Origin of the sequence: Streptomyces sp. WMMB 322 (assembly GCF_900090145.1) — a bacterium.
Classification (GTDB): Bacteria; Actinomycetota; Actinomycetes; order Streptomycetales; family Streptomycetaceae; genus Streptomyces.
On record NZ_FMHI01000019.1, the window covers coordinates 24,198 to 43,259 of the forward strand.

A 19,062-nucleotide genomic window follows, 5' to 3' on the forward strand; every position below is an offset into this window, starting at 1 on the left:
CGCGGCGTCGGATGCATGGTGCCTCCCCCGCGAAAGCGAGGGGACGCACCGCAAGGCGGAGGTCGTCCTCGTACTGGGCCTACTGGGCGTACTGAGCGTACTGCCGTAGCCGTCGGCTCCCGGGGCCCGGCCCGCACGGGCAGGCCCCGCAGCCGGTGACGTGGCCTGCGGGGGTTCGCGGTGAGCCGGGGCGCTGCCGCTCGGCCCCGCCGGCCCAGGCCGGAGTCCGGCCTGGGCCGGTCGGCCCTACCGGCGGACGGCGGACCGTGGTGCCATGAAGCTGAGCCGAGGGCATGAGGCGCGGAGAAGCGGAGAAGAAGGTCCGCGCACCGCGCAATCCGGGTCCGCGAGAAGTGGACAGCCCTCGGCTCAGAATCTGCCCGCCCTCGTCCGGCGGTCTCCCTCGTCCGGTGGTCTCTCCCGTCCAGTGGCAGACGGAAATCCTCCTGGAAGCAAATCGGCGCGGACAACTCACGTACTGCGCACGCTCGCCGACGACTTTCCGCGCATGACGACCGCGCTCTGCGACCGGAGCATCGCGCTGTGCGACCGGGAAGCACGTCGGCGCACGCCGGCGGGCGTGACGGACCCGCCCCGCCCGGCGGACCTGCGGGCGCGGCACGGACGGCCTGCCGCCTCCCCCGGATGCGGAGGCCCGCCAACGGGTACCGTTCACCCGGGAGGCACGGTCCGCACGGCCATCGGCGGTGCCGGAGCGTCCCGTCCGCGACGAGACTCGTCGACGGGCCGCCCAGCCGGCGCACCGAACAGCGAATGAGGGCTTCGAAGATGCGGATCCTGATCATCGGTGGCGGCATCGCCGGAACCGCCGCGGCGCTGGCCCTCGACAAGGCCGGCTTCGAGGTCGCCGTCCACGAGGCGCATCCGGAAAGCGGTGCCGACATCGGTGCGTTCCTCACTCTCGCGAGCAACGGGATGCTCGCGCTGGCGCAGTTCGGCTCGGCGCGGGTGGTGGCCCGAGCTGGATTCGAACTGACGACGATGCGCCTCACCGGCGACAACGGTTCCGTGGTCTCGACCGTCCCGCTCGGCGAGACCGGTGATCCCCTCACGCGCTTCCGCTGCCTGCGCCGCGCCGAACTGTGCACCGTGCTGCGGGAGGAGGCGGTCCGGCGGGGGATCTCCGTCCGGCACGGCGAGCGCTTCGTCACGGCCACCGAGGACGATGCGGGCGTCACCGCAGAGTTCGCCGACGGCAGCACCGCACGGGGCGACTTGCTGCTCGGCGCCGACGGAATCCACTCCGTCGTCAGGCCGTTCACCGACCCTGCGGCCGCCCGGCCGCGCTACGCCGGCCAGCGGGTCTTCTACGGGTACACCACCGAGGCCGCGCCGCCGAGCGAACCCGGGCGCATCGACATGCTGCGGGGCAGCGGGGCCGCCATGGGCTACGCGGTCTCCCCGGGCGGGGAGACCTTCTGGTTCGCACGCGTGTCGGCGCCGGAGCTGAGTGACGCCGAGATCGCGGACACGACTCCCGCACAGTGGCGGGACGAGCTTCTGCCGCTGCTGCGGCCCGACGCGACCCCCGCCGCGGACATCGTCGAGGCGACCGGCACGAGGCTGATGGTGACCAACGCCAGTGACCTGTCGACGGTAACCCGGTGGCGCACCCCGAGGATGCTCCTCATCGGTGACGCCGCCCACGCGGCCTCACCGGCGACGGGTCAAGGGGCTTCGATGGCGCTGGAGGACGCGGTGGTGCTCGCCAAGTCGCTCCGGGACGCCCCCGATACGGGCACGGCGCTGGAGAGCTACGAGAGGCTGCGCAGACCGCGCGTCGAAAGCAACATCCTCAACAGCGCCCGCCTGACGGCCCGTCGGCCCGCTCCGGGTCGGCTGCAGAAGCGGCTCAGCGACTACCGCGCCAAGTGGAGCCGCCGCAACGGCGATTCGGCGTCCGCCTCCGAGCCGGCTGCCGAGGAGGAGCTGGCACGTCAGCTGGACTGGGACACGCCGCTGCCCCTCGACTCGCCCGCTGTGCAGGGCAGTTGACGTTCCGTTTCGCTCGTCCCCTCGTCCCCTCGTCCCATCCGTCTCTGCTGTCCCCGTCCCGGCCGCTCCCGCCGCCGGCGCCGCGAACGGCGGTCCGGGTCAGCCGCGTGCGGCCGCCGCCGGGGTCTGCGCCGCCTTGCGGCGCGTGAGGTGCAGCCGGAGGTCCCGCGGCATGAGGGTGAGCCGCTCGTCGACACGCAGCCGGTAGTCCGGATCGGCCCGGAAGTCGTAGCGGCGGAGCAGCAGCCCCAGCACGAGCGTCGCCTCGTGCAGCGCGAACTGCCGCCCGATGCACGCGCGGGCGCCCGTCCCGAACGGTTTGAAGACGTGCGCGGGCCGTGCGCGCACTGCCTTCGGCTCGAAGCGGTCCGGATCGAATTCCTCGGCGTTCGCGCCCCAGGCGGCCGGATCGCGGTGGAGCAGCGTGATCAGCACCAGGGCCCAGGCCCCTCGGCGCAGCGGATGGACACCGCCGAGTGTCGTGTCCTGGAGTGCCTCGCGGGAGAAGGCGGGGGCGGTGGGCCACAGCCGCAGCGACTCGTCCAGCACACGCCGCAGGTAACGCAGCCTCGCGACCTGCTCGTACGCCGGTTCTTCGGCGCCGCCCCAGACCTCGTCCACCTCGGCCTGCGCCCGTGCCAGCACGTCCGGATTGCGGGAGAGGTAGTGGAGGGCGAACGAGAGCGCTCCGGAGGTGGTCTCGTGTCCGGCGATGAGGAAGGTGACGACCTGGCGGCGGATGTTCTCCGGCGACAGCCGCTCTCCTGTCTCGGGGTGCGCCGTCTCCAGCATGCGGTCCAGCAGGTCGCCGTGGGCACCGCTGCCGCCGGACCGGCGACGGGCTCCGACGACCTGGTCGACCGTGTGGTCGAGGTACTCGCGGTCGGCGGCGTTGCGCTTCGCTGCGCCGCGCTGCAGGAGCCGGCCGATGAGCGGCGGTGCGGTGTTGCGGCGCTGCGCGTACGAGAGCGCACCGACCATGGCCGTCACGAACGGGTGCGGACGGGAGCGTTCGAAGGAGTCGAAGTCGTGTCCGAACCCGGTGCGCGCGATGGTCTCCAGGGTCAGCTTGGTCATGTCACCCGGTACGTCGACGGCGTCGCCCGCGTCGCTGCGTGCGTCCCAGTGAGAGGTGAGCTGCCGGGCGACGTCGAGCATCAGCGGGTGGTAGCCCTCCATGGCCGCACGGCTGAAGCCCGGCGCGAGAATGTCGTGCGCGAGCTGCCAGTTGGGCTCGTGGTTGTACGCGGTGAAGAGGCCGTCCCCGGCGAGGGGGCGGAGGTTGGCGACACCGAGGCCGACGTGCTTGGCGAAGCGGGACTCGTCGGCGAGTTCGGCTGCGAGACCCGCGCCCCAGACGAAGACGATCTCCCGGTTGAACGCCTTGCGCCGGAAGACGGGGCCGAGTTCGAGTCCGATGCGCATCGAGTCCTGTACGGGGGAGCGCGCGCTGCTGCCGAGCACGTCACCCAGCACGGGTATGCGGCGCGGCGGATGCGGGATGCGGTGCAGTTCGGGCCAGTCGAGCCGGGCACTTCGGAACCCCTTGTTCCGGGCAGCGGGCTGCGACGCCTGCGCCTGGGTCATCAACCTCAACTCCCCGTGCCGTACACCGCGATCGGGCTTGTTGTACATGAGTTCAATAGGGGCTCAGTCTGGGCGCGCCGTCCTGCGGGCGTCAAGTAAAGTGACGGGTCATGGGCGAGAAGCACGGGGAGCGTACGCGCCGCCGGCTCAGCACCGAGGAGCGTCGCGAGGAGCTTCTGGCCGTGGGCGCACGGCTGTTCGCCGCCAGGCCCCACGAGGACGTGTCGATCGAGCTGGTCGCCGAGATCGCGGGCGTCTCCCGCGGCCTCCTCTACCACTATTTCCCGACCAAGAACGAGTTCTTCGCCGCCGTCGTCGGGCGGGAGAGCCGCCGGATGCTCCGGCTGACCGCCGCGGTACCGGGAGTGCCGGTACGGGAGCAGCTCACCAGCGGCCTGGAGTGCTTCCTCGAGTACGTGGAGGAACATGCGCAGGGCTTCCGGGCCTTCCACCGGGCCGAGGCCGCCGGCGACCCGGCCGTGCGCAGGGTCTACAGGGAAGGCCTTGCGGCTCAGGAGCGGCAGATCCTGGACGCGCTCGCAGCGGACCCGGAGTCCAGCACCGCCGGAGACCTGCCCACGCTCCGCATCGCCGTACGCGGCTGGCTGTCCTTCATGGTGACGGTGTGCCTGGAGTGGCTCGAAGAGGAGCCCAGGATGCCGCGCGACCAGGTGCGCGACCTGTGCGCACGGGCGCTGCTGGGCGCGATCACGCCCCCGTGAGGCGGCTGCGCCCGTGCGGTCACCGCGACCTGCCGGCGGCAGCGGACACCAAGAGGAACGCGGGCCGTGCGAGCGGCCCGCCGGACACCGGAGGGGGAACCGCCCCGTGAGCGAACCGAAGGCGCTCGTACGCCCGCCCGCCGCGAGCCTCGCCGAGGGGCTGGTCACCCACGTGGAGCGGGTGCCCGTGGACCGTGAACGCGCCGTCGTCCAATGGGAGGGCTATGTACGGGCGTTGCGGGACAACGGCTGGCGCACCGTCGAAGTGCCGGCCGAAGAGGCCTGTCCCGACAGCGTGTTCGTGGAGGACGCCGTGGTCGTTCTGCGCGGGACCGCGCTGATCTGCCGCTCCGGAGCGCCGTCGAGACGCGCCGAGACCGCAGCGGTCGAGGCGTCGGTGCGTGGCCTGGGCTACGCGGTCCGCCGTGTCGGGGCCCCGGGGACGGTGGACGGCGGCGACGTGCTCAAGAGCGGAGAGACCGTGTACGTCGGGACCGGCGGGCGCACCAACGAGGAAGGCGTGCGCCAACTGCGGTCCGCCTTCGAGCCGTTGGGCGTACGCGTGGTGCCCGTTCCCGTCGCGGGGGTGCTGCACCTGAAGTCCGCCGTCACCGCGCTGCCCGACGGCACCGTCATCGGCCACCCGCCGCTCGTCGACGACCCGTCCCGGTTTCCCGCCTTCCGGCCCGTGCCGGAGGAATCCGGCGCCCACGTCGTACTCCTCGGCGGGAACCGGCTGCTCATGGCCGCGAGTGCGCCCCGGACGGCGGAAATGCTGTCCGGGGCGGGTTACGAGCCCGTCCTTGTGGACATCGGGGAGTTCGAGAAGCTGGAGGGCTGCGTGACCTGCCTCTCCGTTCGGCTGCGTGACCTGCCCGCAGCCGCGTAGGCGGCCAGGAGCCAGGCGGCCGGGAGCGCGGCGCCGGGAGCGCGCTGCGGAGCGGACCGGCGGCAGCGCCGTCTTCCGCTGACCGGAAACGCCTCTGTTCCGGGCCCGGCGGCCGGGCGCACGGTGGTGCCTCCCATACCTCCCCTGCGGCCCGTTACGGGCAGGAGGCGTCATGACATCCTTTGTCCTGAATCAGTGGTATGTGGCCGCCTACGGCACGGAGATCGGCCGCGCGCTCTTCTCCCGTACGGTCTGCGGTGAGCCGCTGCTGCTCTGGCGTACCCGGGCCGGCGCGGTGACGGCCATGGCGGACCGGTGCGTGCACCGCCGGTATCCGCTGTCCCAGGAGCCCAGCCGGCTGGACGGCGACCGCGTGCTGTGCGGGTACCACGGCTTCACGTACGGCACGGACGGTGTGTGCGTCTCGGTGCCGGGGCAGCAGCGGATTCCGCGTACGGCACGGTTGGCGACGTACCCGGTCGCCGAGCGGGACTCCTTCGTCTGGGTCTGGATCGGCGACCCCGCAGAGGCAGACGAGGGACGAATTCCGCGCGCACCATGGCTCGACCTTCCGGGCTGGAGCGTCGTGCGCGGGATGGAGCCGCTCGCGGCGCGCTACGGCCTGCTGGTGGACAACCTGCTGGACCTCTCCCACGAGACGTATCTGCACGGCGGCTACATCGGCACCCCCGAGGTCGCGGAGACCCCCATCACCACGGAGGTCGACGAGGCCGCCGGCATCGTGCGGGTCAGCCGTCACATGGAGGACGCCGCCTGCCCTCCCTTCTACGCCGAGTCCACCGGCATCGAAGGCCGCATCACGCGGTGGCAGGACATCGAATACCTCGCCCCCTGCCTGTACTTGCTGCACAGCCGCATCGCTCCGGTGGGCACGCCGCCGCCCGGTGCCGACGGCAGCGACCCCGGGGCCTTCCACGTGGAGGTCGTCTACGCCATCACCCCGGAGACCGAAGGCAGCACCCACGACTTCTGGGCCGTCGCACGGGACTTCGCGACCGGCGACGAGAAGGTCTCCGACTTCCTGGGGGAGAACAACCGCACGGTGGTCCTCCAGGACGTCGTCGCCCTCGACGCCCTGGAGAAGGCGCTGGCTTCGGAGCCTCCGGGCCGCCAGGAGCTGAGCATCAACATCGACACGGGGGGTCTCGCCGCCCGGCGCATCCTCGCCCGGCTGCGCGAGGAAGGCGAGCGCCGCCGCGAGCCGGCCGCGCGGTGACCGGGATGGACACGCACCCGGCGGCCTCCCCACCGGCGCCCGGAGTACGGCGCATCCGCTGGATCCCGGGAACCGATCTGCTCCTCGCACGCTGCTTCTGCGGCCGCGAGCGGGAGTTCGACGATCCGGTGCACCTGTGGGACTGGCTGCTCGCACATCCGGAAGAGGGCGGATCCTCCGCGCACGACGGTCCCGTGCCGCGACGAGACGAAGGAGAGCACGCGTGAACAGCAACGCTGCGAGCCCGGCCGGCCCTGCCAGCCCTGCCGGTCCGGCCAGTCCGGCCGGCGAGGCACATGGCGAAGCGACTGCAACCGGCGAGAGCGTCCTGACCCTGACCGTGATGCGCAAGGAGCACCTCGCCGATGCCGTCGTGCGCCTGACCCTCGCAAGGCCCGGCGGAGGGACGCTGCCGGCGTGGACACCCGGCGCACACCTCGACCTGCTGTTCGGGGAGGGGCTGGAGCGGCAGTACTCGCTGTGCGGCGACCCGGGGGACACCTCCTCGTACCAGGTGGCCGTCCTGCGCGTGGACGACGGGCGGGGCGGCTCGCGGTACGTGCACGACGAACTCGCCGAAGGGACGGCGGTCCGCGTACGCGGGCCGCGCAACAACTTCGCACTGGTCCCCGCCCCCGCCTACCTCTTCATCGCCGGCGGCATAGGCATCACCCCGATCGTCCCCATGCTCGCCGAGGCCGACCGCCGCGGCGCCGACTGGCACCTCCTCTACGGCGGCCGCACACGCTCCTCCATGGCGTTCGCCGGCAGGCTGGCACAGCGCTGGCCCGGACGGGTCCGGCTGTGCCCTCAGGACGAGGACGGAATGCTGGACCTGGACCCGGTGCTGCGGTCACCCAGCCCGCACACCGCCGTCTACTGCTGCGGTCCCGCACCGCTGCTCGACGCGGTCGAGCAGCGGTGCCGCCCATGGCCGCAGGGCGCGTTGCACATCGAACGGTTCACACCGCGCGTGCGGGAGGACGAGGGGAGCGGCACCACCTTCGTCGTGGAACTCGCGCGGTCCGGGAGGGAGTTGACGGTCCCGGCAGGACGCTCCGTGCTGGAGGCCGTCGAGGAGGCCGGGGTCGAGGTGCTCTCGTCGTGCCGGGAGGGCACCTGCGGCACGTGCGAGACCACGGTGCTCGGGGGCGAGCCCGAACACCGGGACTCACTGCTCACGCCGCACGAACGCGCAGCCGCGGACGTGATGTTCCTCTGCGTCTCCCGGTGCCGCGGCGACCGGCTCGTGCTGGATCTGTGAATCCCTGACCCTGTGCCGTGCACGGCCGCGGACGTGGTGGTGTGCGGCCCGCGCGGCCCGCACGTCGCTCACCGGCGTGCTCCTCGGGCACCGGCGCGGCACCGGCGTGCTCGTCCGGCAGCGGATCAGCGGCGCACGGAGCCACGGACCGCACGCACCGGCCGTGGCGCGGGGGAGCCGGGCGGCGTGGCGCCCAGTGCGCGCGAAATGCCGGAGGCGGCCACCTGCACAAGGGGCACGAGGGTGTGGCCCTGCACCGAGTCCACGTGTGCGACGACGGAGACGGCAGCGACGACCGCGCCGCCCGGACCGTGCACGGGAGCGGCCACGGAGACGCTGTCCATCGTCACCTGCCGCTCGCACACGGCGACTCCGGTGTGCCGTACCTCTGCGAGGGCCTGACGCAGCCGTGCCGGATCGCACTCGGTGCGTTCGGTGTAGCGGACGGGCCGCTGAGCGAGGGCGTCTTCCTGCACCTCCGGTGGTGCGTAGGCCAGCAGGACGCGTCCCACGCTGGTCGGCGTCAGCGCGAACCGTCCGCCGACCCGGGTGAGTACCGGAACGGAGTGGCGTCCCGCGAGCCGCTCCACGTACACGACCGACATCTCCTCACGCACGGCCAGTTGCACGTTCTCGGCGGTCACGCGCGCCAGGTCCGACAGGTGGGGGAGTGCGACCTCGCGCAGGCCCATCCCCCGCGGGGCGAGTGCCGCTATCTCCCACAGCCGCAGGCCGATGCGGTAGCCCCTCTCGGGGTCGCGCTCCAGGGCGCCCCACTCGGCGAGTTCGCTCACGAGACGGTGCGCCGTGGTCAGTGGCAGTCCGCTGCGGCGTGAGATCTCCGTGAGGGTGAGGACGGGGGCGGCGGGGGAGAAGGCCTCCAGAACGCGAAGGGCTCTGCCGGTCACGGAGCCGGTGCTCGCCACGGCCCGGTTCTCCTCGCGCATGTGGCTCTCCTTCGGACGAATCGGACCGGGCCGCCCCGGCGAAAAGCTAGACAGGCCCACGCCATCCGTCAACGTGAGCGGCGGGCCCGCCGCTGAGACAGGCGCCCCCGGCGCGGGCCGGACAGACCCGGGCGCGGGGCGTCCCACGACGGTGCTCACCACCGGGAACGGCGCCCGTGCCCGCTTGCGCCGGCGTGCCCGGTCCGTGTCCCGCTCCGCCCGGTTCCGCGTTCCTCCCCTGCCCGCGTCTTCCCCGCCCGGCTGCGTCCACCGCCGTCAGAGCCTTGCCGCCGGAGGAACCACCGCGCACGCTGCCCGCATGGCAACCCCACCGGAGCGCACACCCGCACACCTCGCCAACCTCGACCTGAACCTCCTGGTCACGTTGCGCGAGCTGTTCCGGGAGCGGAACGTCACGCGGGCGGCCCGGCAACTCGGGGTCTCCCAGCCGGCCGTCAGCGCCTCGCTGTCCCGGCTGCGCCGGCACTTCGGGGACGAACTGCTGCTGCGCACCGGGAACGCGTACGTCCTCACTCCGCTGGCCACGCAGCTGACCGACCAGGTGGAGACGGTGTGCGCGGCCACCGAACGGCTCTTCGCCACCGGCAGCGCCTTCGACCCCTCCGCCTCGCGGCGCGAGTTCACGCTGCTGATGTCCGACTATCCGGCGACCGTCCTCGGCGACCGGATCTCGCGGCTGCTGGAGCGAGAGGCGCCGCGTGCCGCCCTGCACATGCGGCTCGTACGGGAGACGATCGGCGGCGACATCGTCGAGGCCATCAGGCTCGTCGACGGCATGGTCTCCCCGCGTCTGGGCCACTTCCGCACCCCGGTCGGCTCGCAGCCGCTGTTCAAGGACCGCTGGATGTGCCTGCTCTCCGCGGACCATCCGCTGTACGAAGCGGACTCCTTCGGCCTGGAGGACCTCACGCCGCTGCCATGGGTGGTCCCGTACCACCGGGACGCCGGCTACCCCTCGGCCTCCCCGGCGACCCGGCAGCTGACGGCGCTCGGCATACGCCCGCGGGTCGCCGTACGCGTGGAGAGCTACCGGGCGGTCCCGGACTTCATCGCCGGCACGCGCCGGGTCGCCCTGTACCCCGCCCGGCTCGCTGCGCGGCTGCCCGCCGAGCGCGGGGTGCGGGCCCTGGAATGGCCGGTCCCGCTCGACGAGATCGACGAACTGCTGTGGTGGGACACCGTCTACGACAAGGATCCCGCGAACGTCTGGCTGCGCGGCCTGGTGGAGCGGGCGGCGTCCGAGGCCGCGCCGTGACCGGCGGCCCGGCGGCGGGATGGTCGGCGGGTGGTCCGCCGTGCGCGCCGGGCGGGTCCGTCCCTGACCCGTCCGGAACGGCTGTGACCTGCCGCTGAGTTGCCGGCCATAAAGACCGTTGATGACAGCCAGCCGAAGAGCCTATTGAACCGGACGTTCCTTTTCCGGATGTGACCTCCCTAATCTGCCCGCGACGCCGCGTCCACGCCGCACCCGACAGTGCCGCCGCAGCTCGCCAAGGGAGGCCCGATGCCCCACGCGCTGACCGAACTCACCCTGCACACCGTCACCAAAACGCCGGACCCGGTGGCTCACGCCCTGGACGCGGACGTGTGCATCGTGGGAGCCGGCGTCTCCGGAGTGTCCGCCGCGATCGAGTCGGCCCAGCTGGGACGGGATGTCGTGATGGTCGACAGCCTGCCGGTGCTGGGCGGCCAGATGGTCAACTCCCTCATCGGCCTCTTCTGCGGCGTCTTCGGCAACGCACCCGGCTACCGGCAGCTCACACACGGCATCTTCGACGACGTCTTCGCCGCTCTCGGGGCGAGCGACGACCTCCATTTCAACAAGGGGCACACCATCACCGTCAGTTATGACGAAGTGGTCCTCGGCCGGTGGGTGGAGCGCAGAATCCGCGAACTGGGCATCCGCGTCGTGCTCGGCGCCTCGATCACCGGCGTCGAGCGCGACGGCCGCCGCATCGCAGCCGTCACCTTCGCGACCCGCTTCGGCGACGTACGCGTCCAGGCAGACGGTTTCGTCGACGCCAGCGGGGACGCGGCCCTCGCCTGGGAGGCGGGACTGCCCTGCCGCGTCCCGGAGAGGACCATCTACGGGTCGCAGCAGATCGTGCTGGAGCACCTGGACGAGACGCACCAGCCCGGACGCGAGGAACTCGCCGAGCACGTCGCCCGCAAGGCCGGTGAGTACGGGCTGCTGCGCCGCGACGGCCTCGCCTTCTTCTTCCCCGGCAGGAACACGGCCGTGATGAACATGACCCACATCGAGGCGCCGCTCGATCCCGTTCGCGCCGCACGGGCCCAGCTCGAAGGACGCGAACAGGCCGACCTGGTCGTGGAGTTCCTGCGGGCGGAGTACCCCAAGGCGTTCGGGCGGGCGCGGGTGCGCTCCTACGGGCTGCCCGGCCGCCGCCAGACCCGCTGGATCAAGGGGGTTCACGCCCTCGGCCTCGACGAGGTCCGTGCCGGCACCCGCTTCCACGACGCCGTGGCCCGTACGGCGTGGCCGGTCGAACTGCACGACCGTCCCGAGGGCTACGTGTGGGAGATGTTCGACGCCGACCACGTGCACTACGTCCCGCTGCGCTCGATGCTCTCCCCGCAGGCCGACAACCTCGTCGCGGCGGGACGCTGCGCCGACGGGGACGCCGCGGCCCTCTCCAGCGTCCGCGTCATGGGCCCGTGCGCCGCCATGGGCGCCGGCGCCGCCCACGCCCTCGACCTCGCGGGGGGTGACGGCAGCGTGCACGACATCGACATCCCCGTGCTCCGCGAACGGCTCGCCGCCAACCTCGACGACTGACGTGGCCGGGTGCGAATTCGGCCGCCGCGGGCCCGCAGGCAGGAACGCGGCCGACGCGGGCGGCCGAGGAGCAGACAGGAAGCGGGAAGAGGAGGAGACCATGACGGAACTGCGCAGCAACTACCGGCCCGGCACATCTCCCTGGGCCGTACGCCGGGCGCAGTGGCGCGCCCTCGGCCTCACCGACGAGGACATGGCCAAGCCGAAGATCGCGATCGTCAACTCCTCGTCTTCACTGGCCACTTGCTACAGCCACCTGGACGGTGTGGCGCAGGCCGCAAGGGAGGCGGTCGCGGAGGCGGGCGGCCTCGGCTTCGAGATCCGCACCGTCGCACCCAGCGACTTCATCCACAGCGCGGGAGGCCGCGGCGGCTACATCCTCTCCGCACGCGACCTGATCAGCCACGACATCGAGGCCGCCGTGGAGGGGGCACAGCTGGACGGCATGATCTGCCTGGCCTCGTGCGACAAGACCGCGCCGGGCCAGCTGATGGCCGCCGCCCGCATCAACCTGCCCACGGTCATGGTCGGTTGCGGCTACCAGGCGTGCGGCACCTACCGCGGCAGGCACTGCGACATCGAGGACGTCTTCCTCGGCGCCGGGCATCACGCACAGGGTCGCCTCTCGCTGGAGGAGCTGACCGCCATGAGCGAGAACGCCGTGGCCGGCCCGGGCGTGTGCGCGGGCATGGGCACCGCCAACTCCATGCACATGGCGTGCGAAGCGCTCGGCATGGCACTGCCGGGATCCACTCCCGTCCTCGCCGGAAGCCGCAGGATGCGGGACGACGTGCGGGCCGCCGCACGCCGGGTGGTCTCGCTCGTCCAGGAGGACCTGCGCCCCCGCGATCTGCTCACGCGGCACGCGTTCGAGAACGCCGTGACGCTGATGCTCTCGCTCAGCGCCTCCGTCAACTCGGTCAAGCACCTCCAGGCGATCGCCGAGGAGGCCGAGTGCGGCGTCGACGTGTACGAACTCTACGAGCAACTCGCCGACGACGTACCGCTGCTGGCGGCCGTACGTCCCAACGGACCCGACTCCATCGAGGAGTTCGACGCCGCAGGCGGAGCCGCGACGGTGATGCGCGGACTCGGAACCCTGCTGCACACCGGCGCGTTGACGGTCACCGGCCGCACCCTCGGCGAGAACCTGGAGGCGGCGCAGCCCCCCGACGGGCGGGTGATACGCACGGCCGGCAGTCCGCTCGGGCGGCATCCCACGATCGTCCTCGTGCGCGGCAGTCTCGCCCCGGCGACCGGCATCGTCAAACTCTCCGTCGACGAGCAGCGCGAGACGTCGTTCACCGGCCCCGCCCGGGTCTACGAGGACCCGTACGCGGCGCTCGACGGCCTGCGCGAAGGTGCCGTCGAGGCCGGGGACGTGCTCGTACTGCGCGGACTGGGCCCCAAAGGCACGCCCGGCATGGGCATGGCCTCCCGGCCCGTCTTCGCCCTGGACGGCGCGGGACTGACCGGGCAGGTCGCCGTGGTCACCGACGGGCAGCTGTCCGGCCTCGTCAACAAGGGCGTCGTCGTCGGAGAGGTCTCACCGGAGGCCGCGGACGGCGGCCCGCTGGGGCTCGTACAGGACGGCGACACCATCTCGATCGACCTCACCTCGCGCCGCGCCGACCTCCTCGTGCCGGACGCCGAACTCGACCGGCGCAGAGCGGAGTCGGCCGGACCGCCGGAACCGGAGACGTCCCGGACCCCGGTCGGTCCCGCGTCCCGGGGCTGGCTCTCGGTCTACCGGCGCACCGTCCGCCCGCTCCAGGAAGGTGCGGTCCTCTCACCCCGCGCGCAAGGAGACCGCCGCTGATGCTGCTCACCGACTCCGACAAGGCGATGCTCGACGGCGCCGAGGGCCCCGCCACGGCCGCCGCCATGGACCTGCTCGTCCGCTACGGCAGCGCTCTCGACGCCGAGAGGCTGTGCGACGTCCGCAACGTCGCCGGCACGATGACGCAGCCCTCGCCCGTCAAGGCGCAACTGGTGCGCGAGGGCGGCTGGGACAAGGCGTACGCCGTGATCAACCTCGACAGCGACGAGGATCTGGAGATCCCGGCCATGCGCGTCCCGACCTGCCAGCTCCAGCAGTCCTTCGGCCCGGACTCCGAGGGCATCGCCCCGTACCCGAAGGAAATGATCGAGCTGCAGAGCGACGCCGAATCCTTCTACGGGCGCAAGGGCGTCAACATCCTCGCCACGTGCACGCCTTACCAGGTGGGCAACATCCCCGTCCGCGGAGAGCACGTCGCGTGGATGGAGTCCTCCGCCGTGGTGTACGCCAACTCCGTACTCGGCGCCCGTACGAACTGCGAGGGCACCGCATCCACGGGAGCCGCCTCACTGACCGGCCGCATCCCCTGCTGGGGCAACCACCACGACGCCAACCGCCGCGGCACCCACCTCGTCGAGGCACGCACACCGGTGGACGGACCGCTGGAGTGGGGCATGCTCGGGTACTTCGCCGGCGGCCTCGTCCAGGACGAACGTCCCGTCGTCACAGGCGAGTTGAGGCAACCCGACCTGCTCGACCTGAAGCACTTCGGGGCGGCCGCGGCCTCGTCCGGGGGCGTGGAGATCTACCACCTGCCCGGCATCACACCCGAAGCCCCCACCGTGCGGGCCGCGTTCGGCACCGACCCGCCCGGGGCGGTGCCGTACGGGCAGCGCGAACGCCGCGCCGTCTACGACGACCTCAACTCCCAGGGCGATTGCGCCGACGTCGACTTCGTCCTGCTCGGCTGCCCGCACGCCTCGCTGGACCAGGTACGCGAGACCGCGCACCTGCTCGAGGGACGCCGGCTGCACTCCGGGACGCAGCTGTGGCTGATGGTGCCCCGCGCGCTGCGCACCACCGCCGACCGCAACGGCTGGACCGGAACCATCGAACGAGCGGGAGGCAGAGTGCTCACCGACTCCTGCCCCGCCATGTCCCGCTCCGCACCGCCCGGCACCAGGGTCTTCGCCACCGACTCGGCGAAGCAGGCGCACTACCTGCCCGCGATCCTCGGCATCGAGGCGTGGTTCGGCACGCTCCAGGACTGCGTCTCGGCCGCGCTCACCGGACGCTGGAAGGGAGAACTGCGGTGAAACCCCGTCACTCCTGCGCCCTTCCGCCCTCCGCCGCGACCACTGCCGGCAGCCCCCTCACGGCCGGGGCCGGGCCCGGGTCCGCAAACGACTCCGCGGCGGACGGCGGGACCCGCGTCCCGCTGGAGCTGCGCGGCAGAACCGTCGTGCCCGGCACGGCGGAAGGAGAGGCACTCGTCTCGCCGGAGACGATCTCCGGCTGGGGCGGCATCGACCCGGCACGCGGCGTGATCATCGAACGCCGTCACCCGCTGCACGGAGTGTCCTTCGCGGGCAAGGTGCTGGTCTTCCCCGGCGCCAAGGGCTCCTCCGGCTGGGCCGGCTTCTTCCAGTCCACGCGGCTGCTCGGCACCGCGCCGCTCGCGATGATCTACGTCACCACCACAACCAAGGCCGCCCTCGGGGCGGTTGTCACCCGGGTCCCCACCGTCACCGGGCTGGACCAGGACCCGCTCACCGTGATCCGTACCGGTGACCGTGTCCGGGTCGACGCCGACAACGGCTTCATCCGCGTGTATCCCGCGCCCCCTCAATGACGAGGAGCTTCCCATGTCATCCGCACAGCCGTCCCCGGACGGACCCCCGGCACCGCCCGTCGTCGAACTGGCCCCGCTCATCGAGAAGCAGCAGGGCCGAAGGGCCTGGTACCGGGTCTTCGCCGTCTGCTGTCTGATCACCTTCCTCGACGGCTTCGACTTCCAGATCCTCTCCTTCACCGCCACCTACCTGAAGGACGACTTCGGCCTCAGTGACACCCAACTGGGCACGCTCGGCACGGTCGGTCTCTTCGGAACGCTCGTGGGCGGCCTGTGCATGGGCTACCTGGGCGACCGCCTGGGCCGCAAACCCTCGATCGTGGTGTGCGTCGCGGGCTTCGGCGTCTTCATGACGGCCTTCGCCCTCGCGGAAACCTACGAGCACCTGTTCGTGCTGCGCTTCGTCTCGGGCTTCTTCCTCGGCGGGGTGCTCCCGCTGTCCTGGGCGCTGACCGCGGAGTACGCGCCCAAGAGGGTCCGCGTCACCGCGATCTCCGTGATCATGGTCGGCTACACGCTGGGCGGCGCGGCCGGCGGGCCCGTATCCAACCTGCTGGTGCCGGACCACGGCTGGACCTCGGTCTTCGTCGCGGGCGGCGTCTGCTCGCTGCTCGCACTCGTCCCGGTGATGCTCCTCCTGCCTGAATCCGTGAAGTTCCTCGCCCAGCGGGGCGGCCCGGACGCGGACCGGCGCATAGCGGCGGTACTCACCCGGCTGTGGCCCGGCCACGGCGTCGCACCCGGTACGCACTTCGTCGCCGGCGACCCCCAACCGCACGCCGCCGAGAAGAAGTTCACGCCCCTCACGCTCTTCCGGGGCTCCCTCGCCCGCATCACTCCGCTGCTGTGGACCGTGTACGTGTGCTCGTCCGCGCTGATCTACTTCATGGTCTTCTGGACGCCTCTGATCAACGAGCGGATGGGATTCAGCGTCAGCAACGCCGCCCTCATCGCCGCCGCGGCGAGCGTCGCCGGCGCATGCGCGCAGCTCGCGATCAGCCGGTTCGTGGACCGCAGGGGCGTGGGCAGCATCCTGTGGATGCCGCTGACGGCGACGGCCGCGATGCTGATGCTCGGCCTCGGCGCACCGGGGCCCGTGCTGTACGTGTGCGTCGTCATCTCCGCGAAGATGTTCATCAACGGCGGCCACGGCGGCATCACGAGCATCGCCGGCACGTTCTACCCCACGGCGATCCGGGCCAACGGTGCAGCCTGGGCGTCCTCCGTCGCCAAGGTCGGTGCCATGGTCGGGCCCTGGCTCGGCGGTGTGCTGCTCGACGCGGGCCTGGGGACGTCCGGCGCGTTCACCGCCTTCGCGCTGTGCCCCGCCGTCATGGTCGTCGTCCTCTTCGTCATGGGGCGCGCGCAGAAGTCGCTCTCCCCGGACACGGAGGGTGCGCTGGCATCGGCTGCCGCGGAGGACGGCACGGACGCGACGGGTCCGTCGGCCGGCGCACCGGAGGCGGCCGCTCCTCCGGGCGTCCTGACGGGCGGGCCCGGCGAAGCGGTGCCCGGCGGCCCGGAACGGGAGCCGCAGCCCTGACCGTCCGGCCCGTCCGCCGGTTCCCGCCGCGCCCGCCTCACTCCCGGACCTGACCCGGGGGACGAGGCTGCTCTGGTCCCCGGCCGGACGGTGCCGGCACCCCCGGCACCCCCTGCTCACGCGGTGAGCGGGAGCGCCGCGCCACCTCGCGGATCCGCGCGTCGAGGGTTGCGGCCGGGTCGCCGGTGAAGCGGTGCAGGGCGACAGCGGCGGTCAGGATGACGTCGCACAGTTCGGCGGCCACGTCCTCGGAGGTATGGGTGCGGCCCTTGCGGGGGTTCTGGCCCCTCGCGCCGATGTAGGCCTGCATCACCTCGCCGGACTCCTCGGCGAGCTTCATCAGCCGCATCGCTGTCTCCTGCTCGCCTTCGCCGTTGACCGCGTCGAGCCACTCCACCAGGTCCCGGATCGCCGCCCACTGATCAGGCGTCATCGCTCGCTCCTTCCGCGGGCGGCGCCCGTGCCGCCCCCGTCGAGCCGCCCGCTCACTGTCTGCCCGCGTCCTCCAGCGCCTGCACATCGAGCTTCCTCATGCCCAGCATGGCCTTCATGACCCGCGCCGACCTGGCCGGATCGGGATCCCTCAGCAGCTCGGTCAGAACGCGGGGGACGATCTGCCACGACAGGCCGTACTTGTCCTTCAGCCAGCCGCACGGTCCTTCCTCGCCGCCCTCTGCGAGCTTGGCCCAGTACGTGTCGACCTCGGCCTGGTCGGCGCAGTCCACGTAGAGGGAGACGGCCTCGTTGAAGGTGAACTCCGGGCCGCCGTTGAGAGCGGTGAAACGCTGCCCGGCGAGCTCGAAAGCGATCGTCATGACGGTTCCCGGCTCGCCCGGCCCCGCCTCCCCGTAACGCTGCACGTCGATCACCCGGGAGTCGGGGAAGACCGACGTGTAGTGCTCCACGGCTTCTTCGGCCTGGTCGTCGAACCAGAGGAATGTGGTGATCTTCTGCATGGCTGTTCCGTCCTCCTCGGCCACGGTGGGCGCGGTTGCCGTTGCATGGACCGACCGCCGGCGGATGCCGTAGTCATCGCGCCGGGGCGGTCGCGTTCTGACGGGCGTGATGCGGAGAGCCGCGGGCGGCGGCGGTGGTCAGGGAGGTGCTTCAGGGCCGGCTGCGCTTCGGGCCGGCTGTGCTTCGGGGGCCGCGCCGCAGCACGCCGGTCCTGCTCGGCCTCGGCACGCCTTCGCCCCACGAAGATCCTCAGCCCCACTCGTCGGGGCCGCCTCCGCGCCACTCGATGAGGTTCGGGTCGTCGAGCTGGATCTCGTCCTCGCTCAGGCCCGCGTGGCGCAGGAACTCGCTGACGTCTTCCGGGCGGAAGGCGACACCCAGCTGCTCGGCGTGCGCGGTGACCCGGCGGCCGCCTCCGGCGGCGGGTGGATGTACGACGATCGGGGGCGTCATGAGGTCTTCTCCAGCCGGTCGAGGACGACTTCGCAGCAGCGCTGCGCAGCCGTGGGGAGCAGTGCGGTCGTGCGGCCGTTCCGGCCCTCACAGACGAACGGTAGGAACACTCCGATCCGGCCGGGTCGCGCCACTCGCCCCCTTCGGCCGAATGCGCCGCAGGTGTGCACCACCGGCCGCGCTCCTGCCCTGTTGACCGGCCGTGCGGGCGCCGACAAGACTGCCCGGCATGGTGATCACAGGACGTTCGGCCCGGCACTCGATCCGAAGAGCGGTCTCACGTACGGCTGCGTGGGCCACGCGGCCCGACGGGAACGGCCGCGGGGCGCTCGTCGCTTTCGGGGCGCTGGCCGCGGCGGACCTGGCCGCCGTCGCGGCCGACCGCACGCGGGGGCCGAGCCGCGCCGCCAAGCCGCTGCTGATGCCCGCCCTCGCCTCGTACGTCCTGCGCCGCCGCCCCGATGCGCGGACACCCGCACCCGCTCCGCTCGTCGCCGGCCTCGCCTGCTCCACCGCCGGGGACACCGCGCTCCTCCTCGACGAGCACGAACCCGCGTTCCTCCTGGGCATGGCCGCCTTCCTCGGCACACAGGTCAGCTACACCACGGGCTACGCCCGCATGGGCGCTCTTCGTTCGGTGCGGAAGAGGCCGTGGCAGGCAGCCGGGTGCCTCGCCGGCTGGGCCGCGGTGAACGCCGTCCTCGCACCCTCGCTGGAGAAGCGGCTGCGGCTGCCCGTGGCGGGCTACAGCCTCGCGCTGACGGTGATGGGCGTCGCCGGGCTCGGAGTCGGGGGCCGGGTGGGCGCCGGTGCCGTGGCGTTCGTCGGCTCGGACCTGCTGATCGGACTTCAGGCGGCGGGCCGCAAGGTGCCCTCGCAGGAGCTGCTGATCATGGCGGGCTACATCCTCGGGCAGTACCTGATCACCACCGGCTGGCTCGACCGCCTGGACGAGGACGGGGCAACCCGGCACGCCGCACTGCCCGCATGAGGCCCG

18 protein-coding genes are annotated in these 19,062 nt (G+C 72.2%); 13 read left to right on the top strand and 5 right to left on the bottom strand.

Annotation, left to right across the window (positions count from 1 at the left end; genetic code table 11):
* The first annotated feature begins 789 nt into the window (after positions 1-789).
* A complete protein-coding gene (locus H180DRAFT_RS24255) occupies positions 790-2,016 on the top strand; it encodes an FAD-dependent oxidoreductase (RefSeq protein WP_055488268.1) in 1,227 nt (408 codons plus the stop codon).
* Between the two features lie 99 nt (positions 2,017-2,115).
* Here H180DRAFT_RS24255 and H180DRAFT_RS24260 read toward each other — a convergent pair whose 3' ends face one another.
* Positions 2,116-3,603 carry a cytochrome P450 gene (locus tag H180DRAFT_RS24260; RefSeq protein ID WP_055488269.1) on the bottom strand — a complete coding sequence of 496 codons (1,488 nt, stop codon included), beginning with the start codon at positions 3,601-3,603 and terminating at the stop codon, positions 2,116-2,118.
* A gap of 110 nt (positions 3,604-3,713) precedes the next feature.
* On the opposite strand from H180DRAFT_RS24260, the gene H180DRAFT_RS24265 reads away from it, so the two are divergent.
* The 5 genes from H180DRAFT_RS24265 to H180DRAFT_RS24285 all read left to right on the top strand — a co-directional run bounded on the left by H180DRAFT_RS24265 (position 3,714) and on the right by H180DRAFT_RS24285 (position 7,715).
* Positions 3,714-4,325: a TetR/AcrR family transcriptional regulator gene (locus H180DRAFT_RS24265; protein WP_055488270.1), complete on the top strand. Its 612-nt coding sequence runs from the start codon at positions 3,714-3,716 to the stop codon at positions 4,323-4,325.
* 106 nt (positions 4,326-4,431) lie between these two features.
* Positions 4,432-5,214 (top strand): dimethylargininase, encoded by a 783-nt coding sequence (gene ddaH, locus H180DRAFT_RS24270; protein ID WP_055488271.1) that lies wholly within the window; start codon positions 4,432-4,434, stop codon positions 5,212-5,214.
* A 172-nt stretch (positions 5,215-5,386) separates the two neighbouring features.
* Entirely contained in the window at positions 5,387-6,451 is a 1,065-nt protein-coding gene (locus H180DRAFT_RS24275) for an aromatic ring-hydroxylating oxygenase subunit alpha (RefSeq protein ID WP_055488272.1), read from the top strand.
* A 5-nt stretch (positions 6,452-6,456) separates the two neighbouring features.
* Positions 6,457-6,678: a hypothetical protein gene (locus H180DRAFT_RS24280; protein WP_055488373.1), complete on the top strand. Its 222-nt coding sequence runs from the start codon at positions 6,457-6,459 to the stop codon at positions 6,676-6,678.
* Between the two features lie 116 nt (positions 6,679-6,794).
* Positions 6,795-7,715 carry a PDR/VanB family oxidoreductase gene (locus H180DRAFT_RS24285; protein WP_055488374.1) on the top strand — a complete coding sequence of 307 codons (921 nt, stop codon included), beginning with the start codon at positions 6,795-6,797 and terminating at the stop codon, positions 7,713-7,715.
* Positions 7,716-7,840: 125 nt separating this feature from the next.
* Here H180DRAFT_RS24285 and H180DRAFT_RS24290 read toward each other — a convergent pair whose 3' ends face one another.
* Complete coding sequence (locus tag H180DRAFT_RS24290; protein WP_055488273.1) at positions 7,841-8,662, bottom strand: IclR family transcriptional regulator; 822 nt, start codon at positions 8,660-8,662, stop codon at positions 7,841-7,843.
* A 319-nt stretch (positions 8,663-8,981) separates the two neighbouring features.
* On the opposite strand from H180DRAFT_RS24290, the gene H180DRAFT_RS24295 reads away from it, so the two are divergent.
* The 6 genes from H180DRAFT_RS24295 (at position 8,982) to H180DRAFT_RS24320 (ending at position 16,655) form a co-directional block, all read left to right on the top strand.
* Positions 8,982-9,938 (top strand): LysR family transcriptional regulator, encoded by a 957-nt coding sequence (locus H180DRAFT_RS24295; protein WP_055488274.1) that lies wholly within the window; start codon positions 8,982-8,984, stop codon positions 9,936-9,938.
* A gap of 249 nt (positions 9,939-10,187) precedes the next feature.
* The gene (locus H180DRAFT_RS24300; protein WP_055488275.1) at positions 10,188-11,480 is read left to right on the top strand and encodes an FAD-dependent oxidoreductase; all 1,293 of its coding nucleotides are present in this window, start codon (positions 10,188-10,190) and stop codon (positions 11,478-11,480) included.
* A 100-nt stretch (positions 11,481-11,580) separates the two neighbouring features.
* Positions 11,581-13,299 carry a dihydroxy-acid dehydratase gene (locus H180DRAFT_RS24305; protein ID WP_055488276.1) on the top strand — a complete coding sequence of 573 codons (1,719 nt, stop codon included), beginning with the start codon at positions 11,581-11,583 and terminating at the stop codon, positions 13,297-13,299.
* Positions 13,299-14,576: an aconitase X gene (locus H180DRAFT_RS24310; RefSeq protein ID WP_055488277.1), complete on the top strand. Its 1,278-nt coding sequence runs from the start codon at positions 13,299-13,301 to the stop codon at positions 14,574-14,576. Before H180DRAFT_RS24305 ends, H180DRAFT_RS24310 begins: the two co-directional genes overlap by 1 nt.
* A complete protein-coding gene (locus H180DRAFT_RS24315) occupies positions 14,573-15,112 on the top strand; it encodes an aconitase X swivel domain-containing protein (protein ID WP_199822513.1) in 540 nt (179 codons plus the stop codon). Before H180DRAFT_RS24310 ends, H180DRAFT_RS24315 begins: the two co-directional genes overlap by 4 nt.
* Before the next feature lie 13 nt (positions 15,113-15,125).
* On the top strand, positions 15,126-16,655 hold the full coding sequence (locus H180DRAFT_RS24320) for an MFS transporter (RefSeq protein ID WP_055488278.1): 1,530 nt from the start codon (positions 15,126-15,128) through the stop codon (positions 16,653-16,655).
* A 37-nt stretch (positions 16,656-16,692) separates the two neighbouring features.
* Here the strand turns inward: H180DRAFT_RS24320 and H180DRAFT_RS24325 are convergent, their stop codons facing one another.
* The 3 genes from H180DRAFT_RS24325 to H180DRAFT_RS24335 form a co-directional block, all read right to left on the bottom strand.
* On the bottom strand, positions 16,693-17,088 hold the full coding sequence (locus H180DRAFT_RS24325) for a MazG-like family protein (protein ID WP_074466972.1): 396 nt from the start codon (positions 17,086-17,088) through the stop codon (positions 16,693-16,695).
* Positions 17,089-17,140: 52 nt separating this feature from the next.
* Complete coding sequence (locus tag H180DRAFT_RS24330) at positions 17,141-17,611, bottom strand: VOC family protein (protein WP_055488279.1); 471 nt, start codon at positions 17,609-17,611, stop codon at positions 17,141-17,143.
* Between the two features lie 250 nt (positions 17,612-17,861).
* Complete coding sequence (locus tag H180DRAFT_RS24335; RefSeq protein ID WP_055488280.1) at positions 17,862-18,065, bottom strand: hypothetical protein; 204 nt, start codon at positions 18,063-18,065, stop codon at positions 17,862-17,864.
* Positions 18,066-18,294: 229 nt separating this feature from the next.
* Here H180DRAFT_RS24335 and H180DRAFT_RS24340 point away from each other — a divergent pair, with 229 nt between their 5' ends.
* Positions 18,295-19,056 carry a lysoplasmalogenase gene (locus H180DRAFT_RS24340; protein ID WP_079100377.1) on the top strand — a complete coding sequence of 254 codons (762 nt, stop codon included), beginning with the start codon at positions 18,295-18,297 and terminating at the stop codon, positions 19,054-19,056.
* Positions 19,057-19,062: the final 6 nt, after the last annotated feature.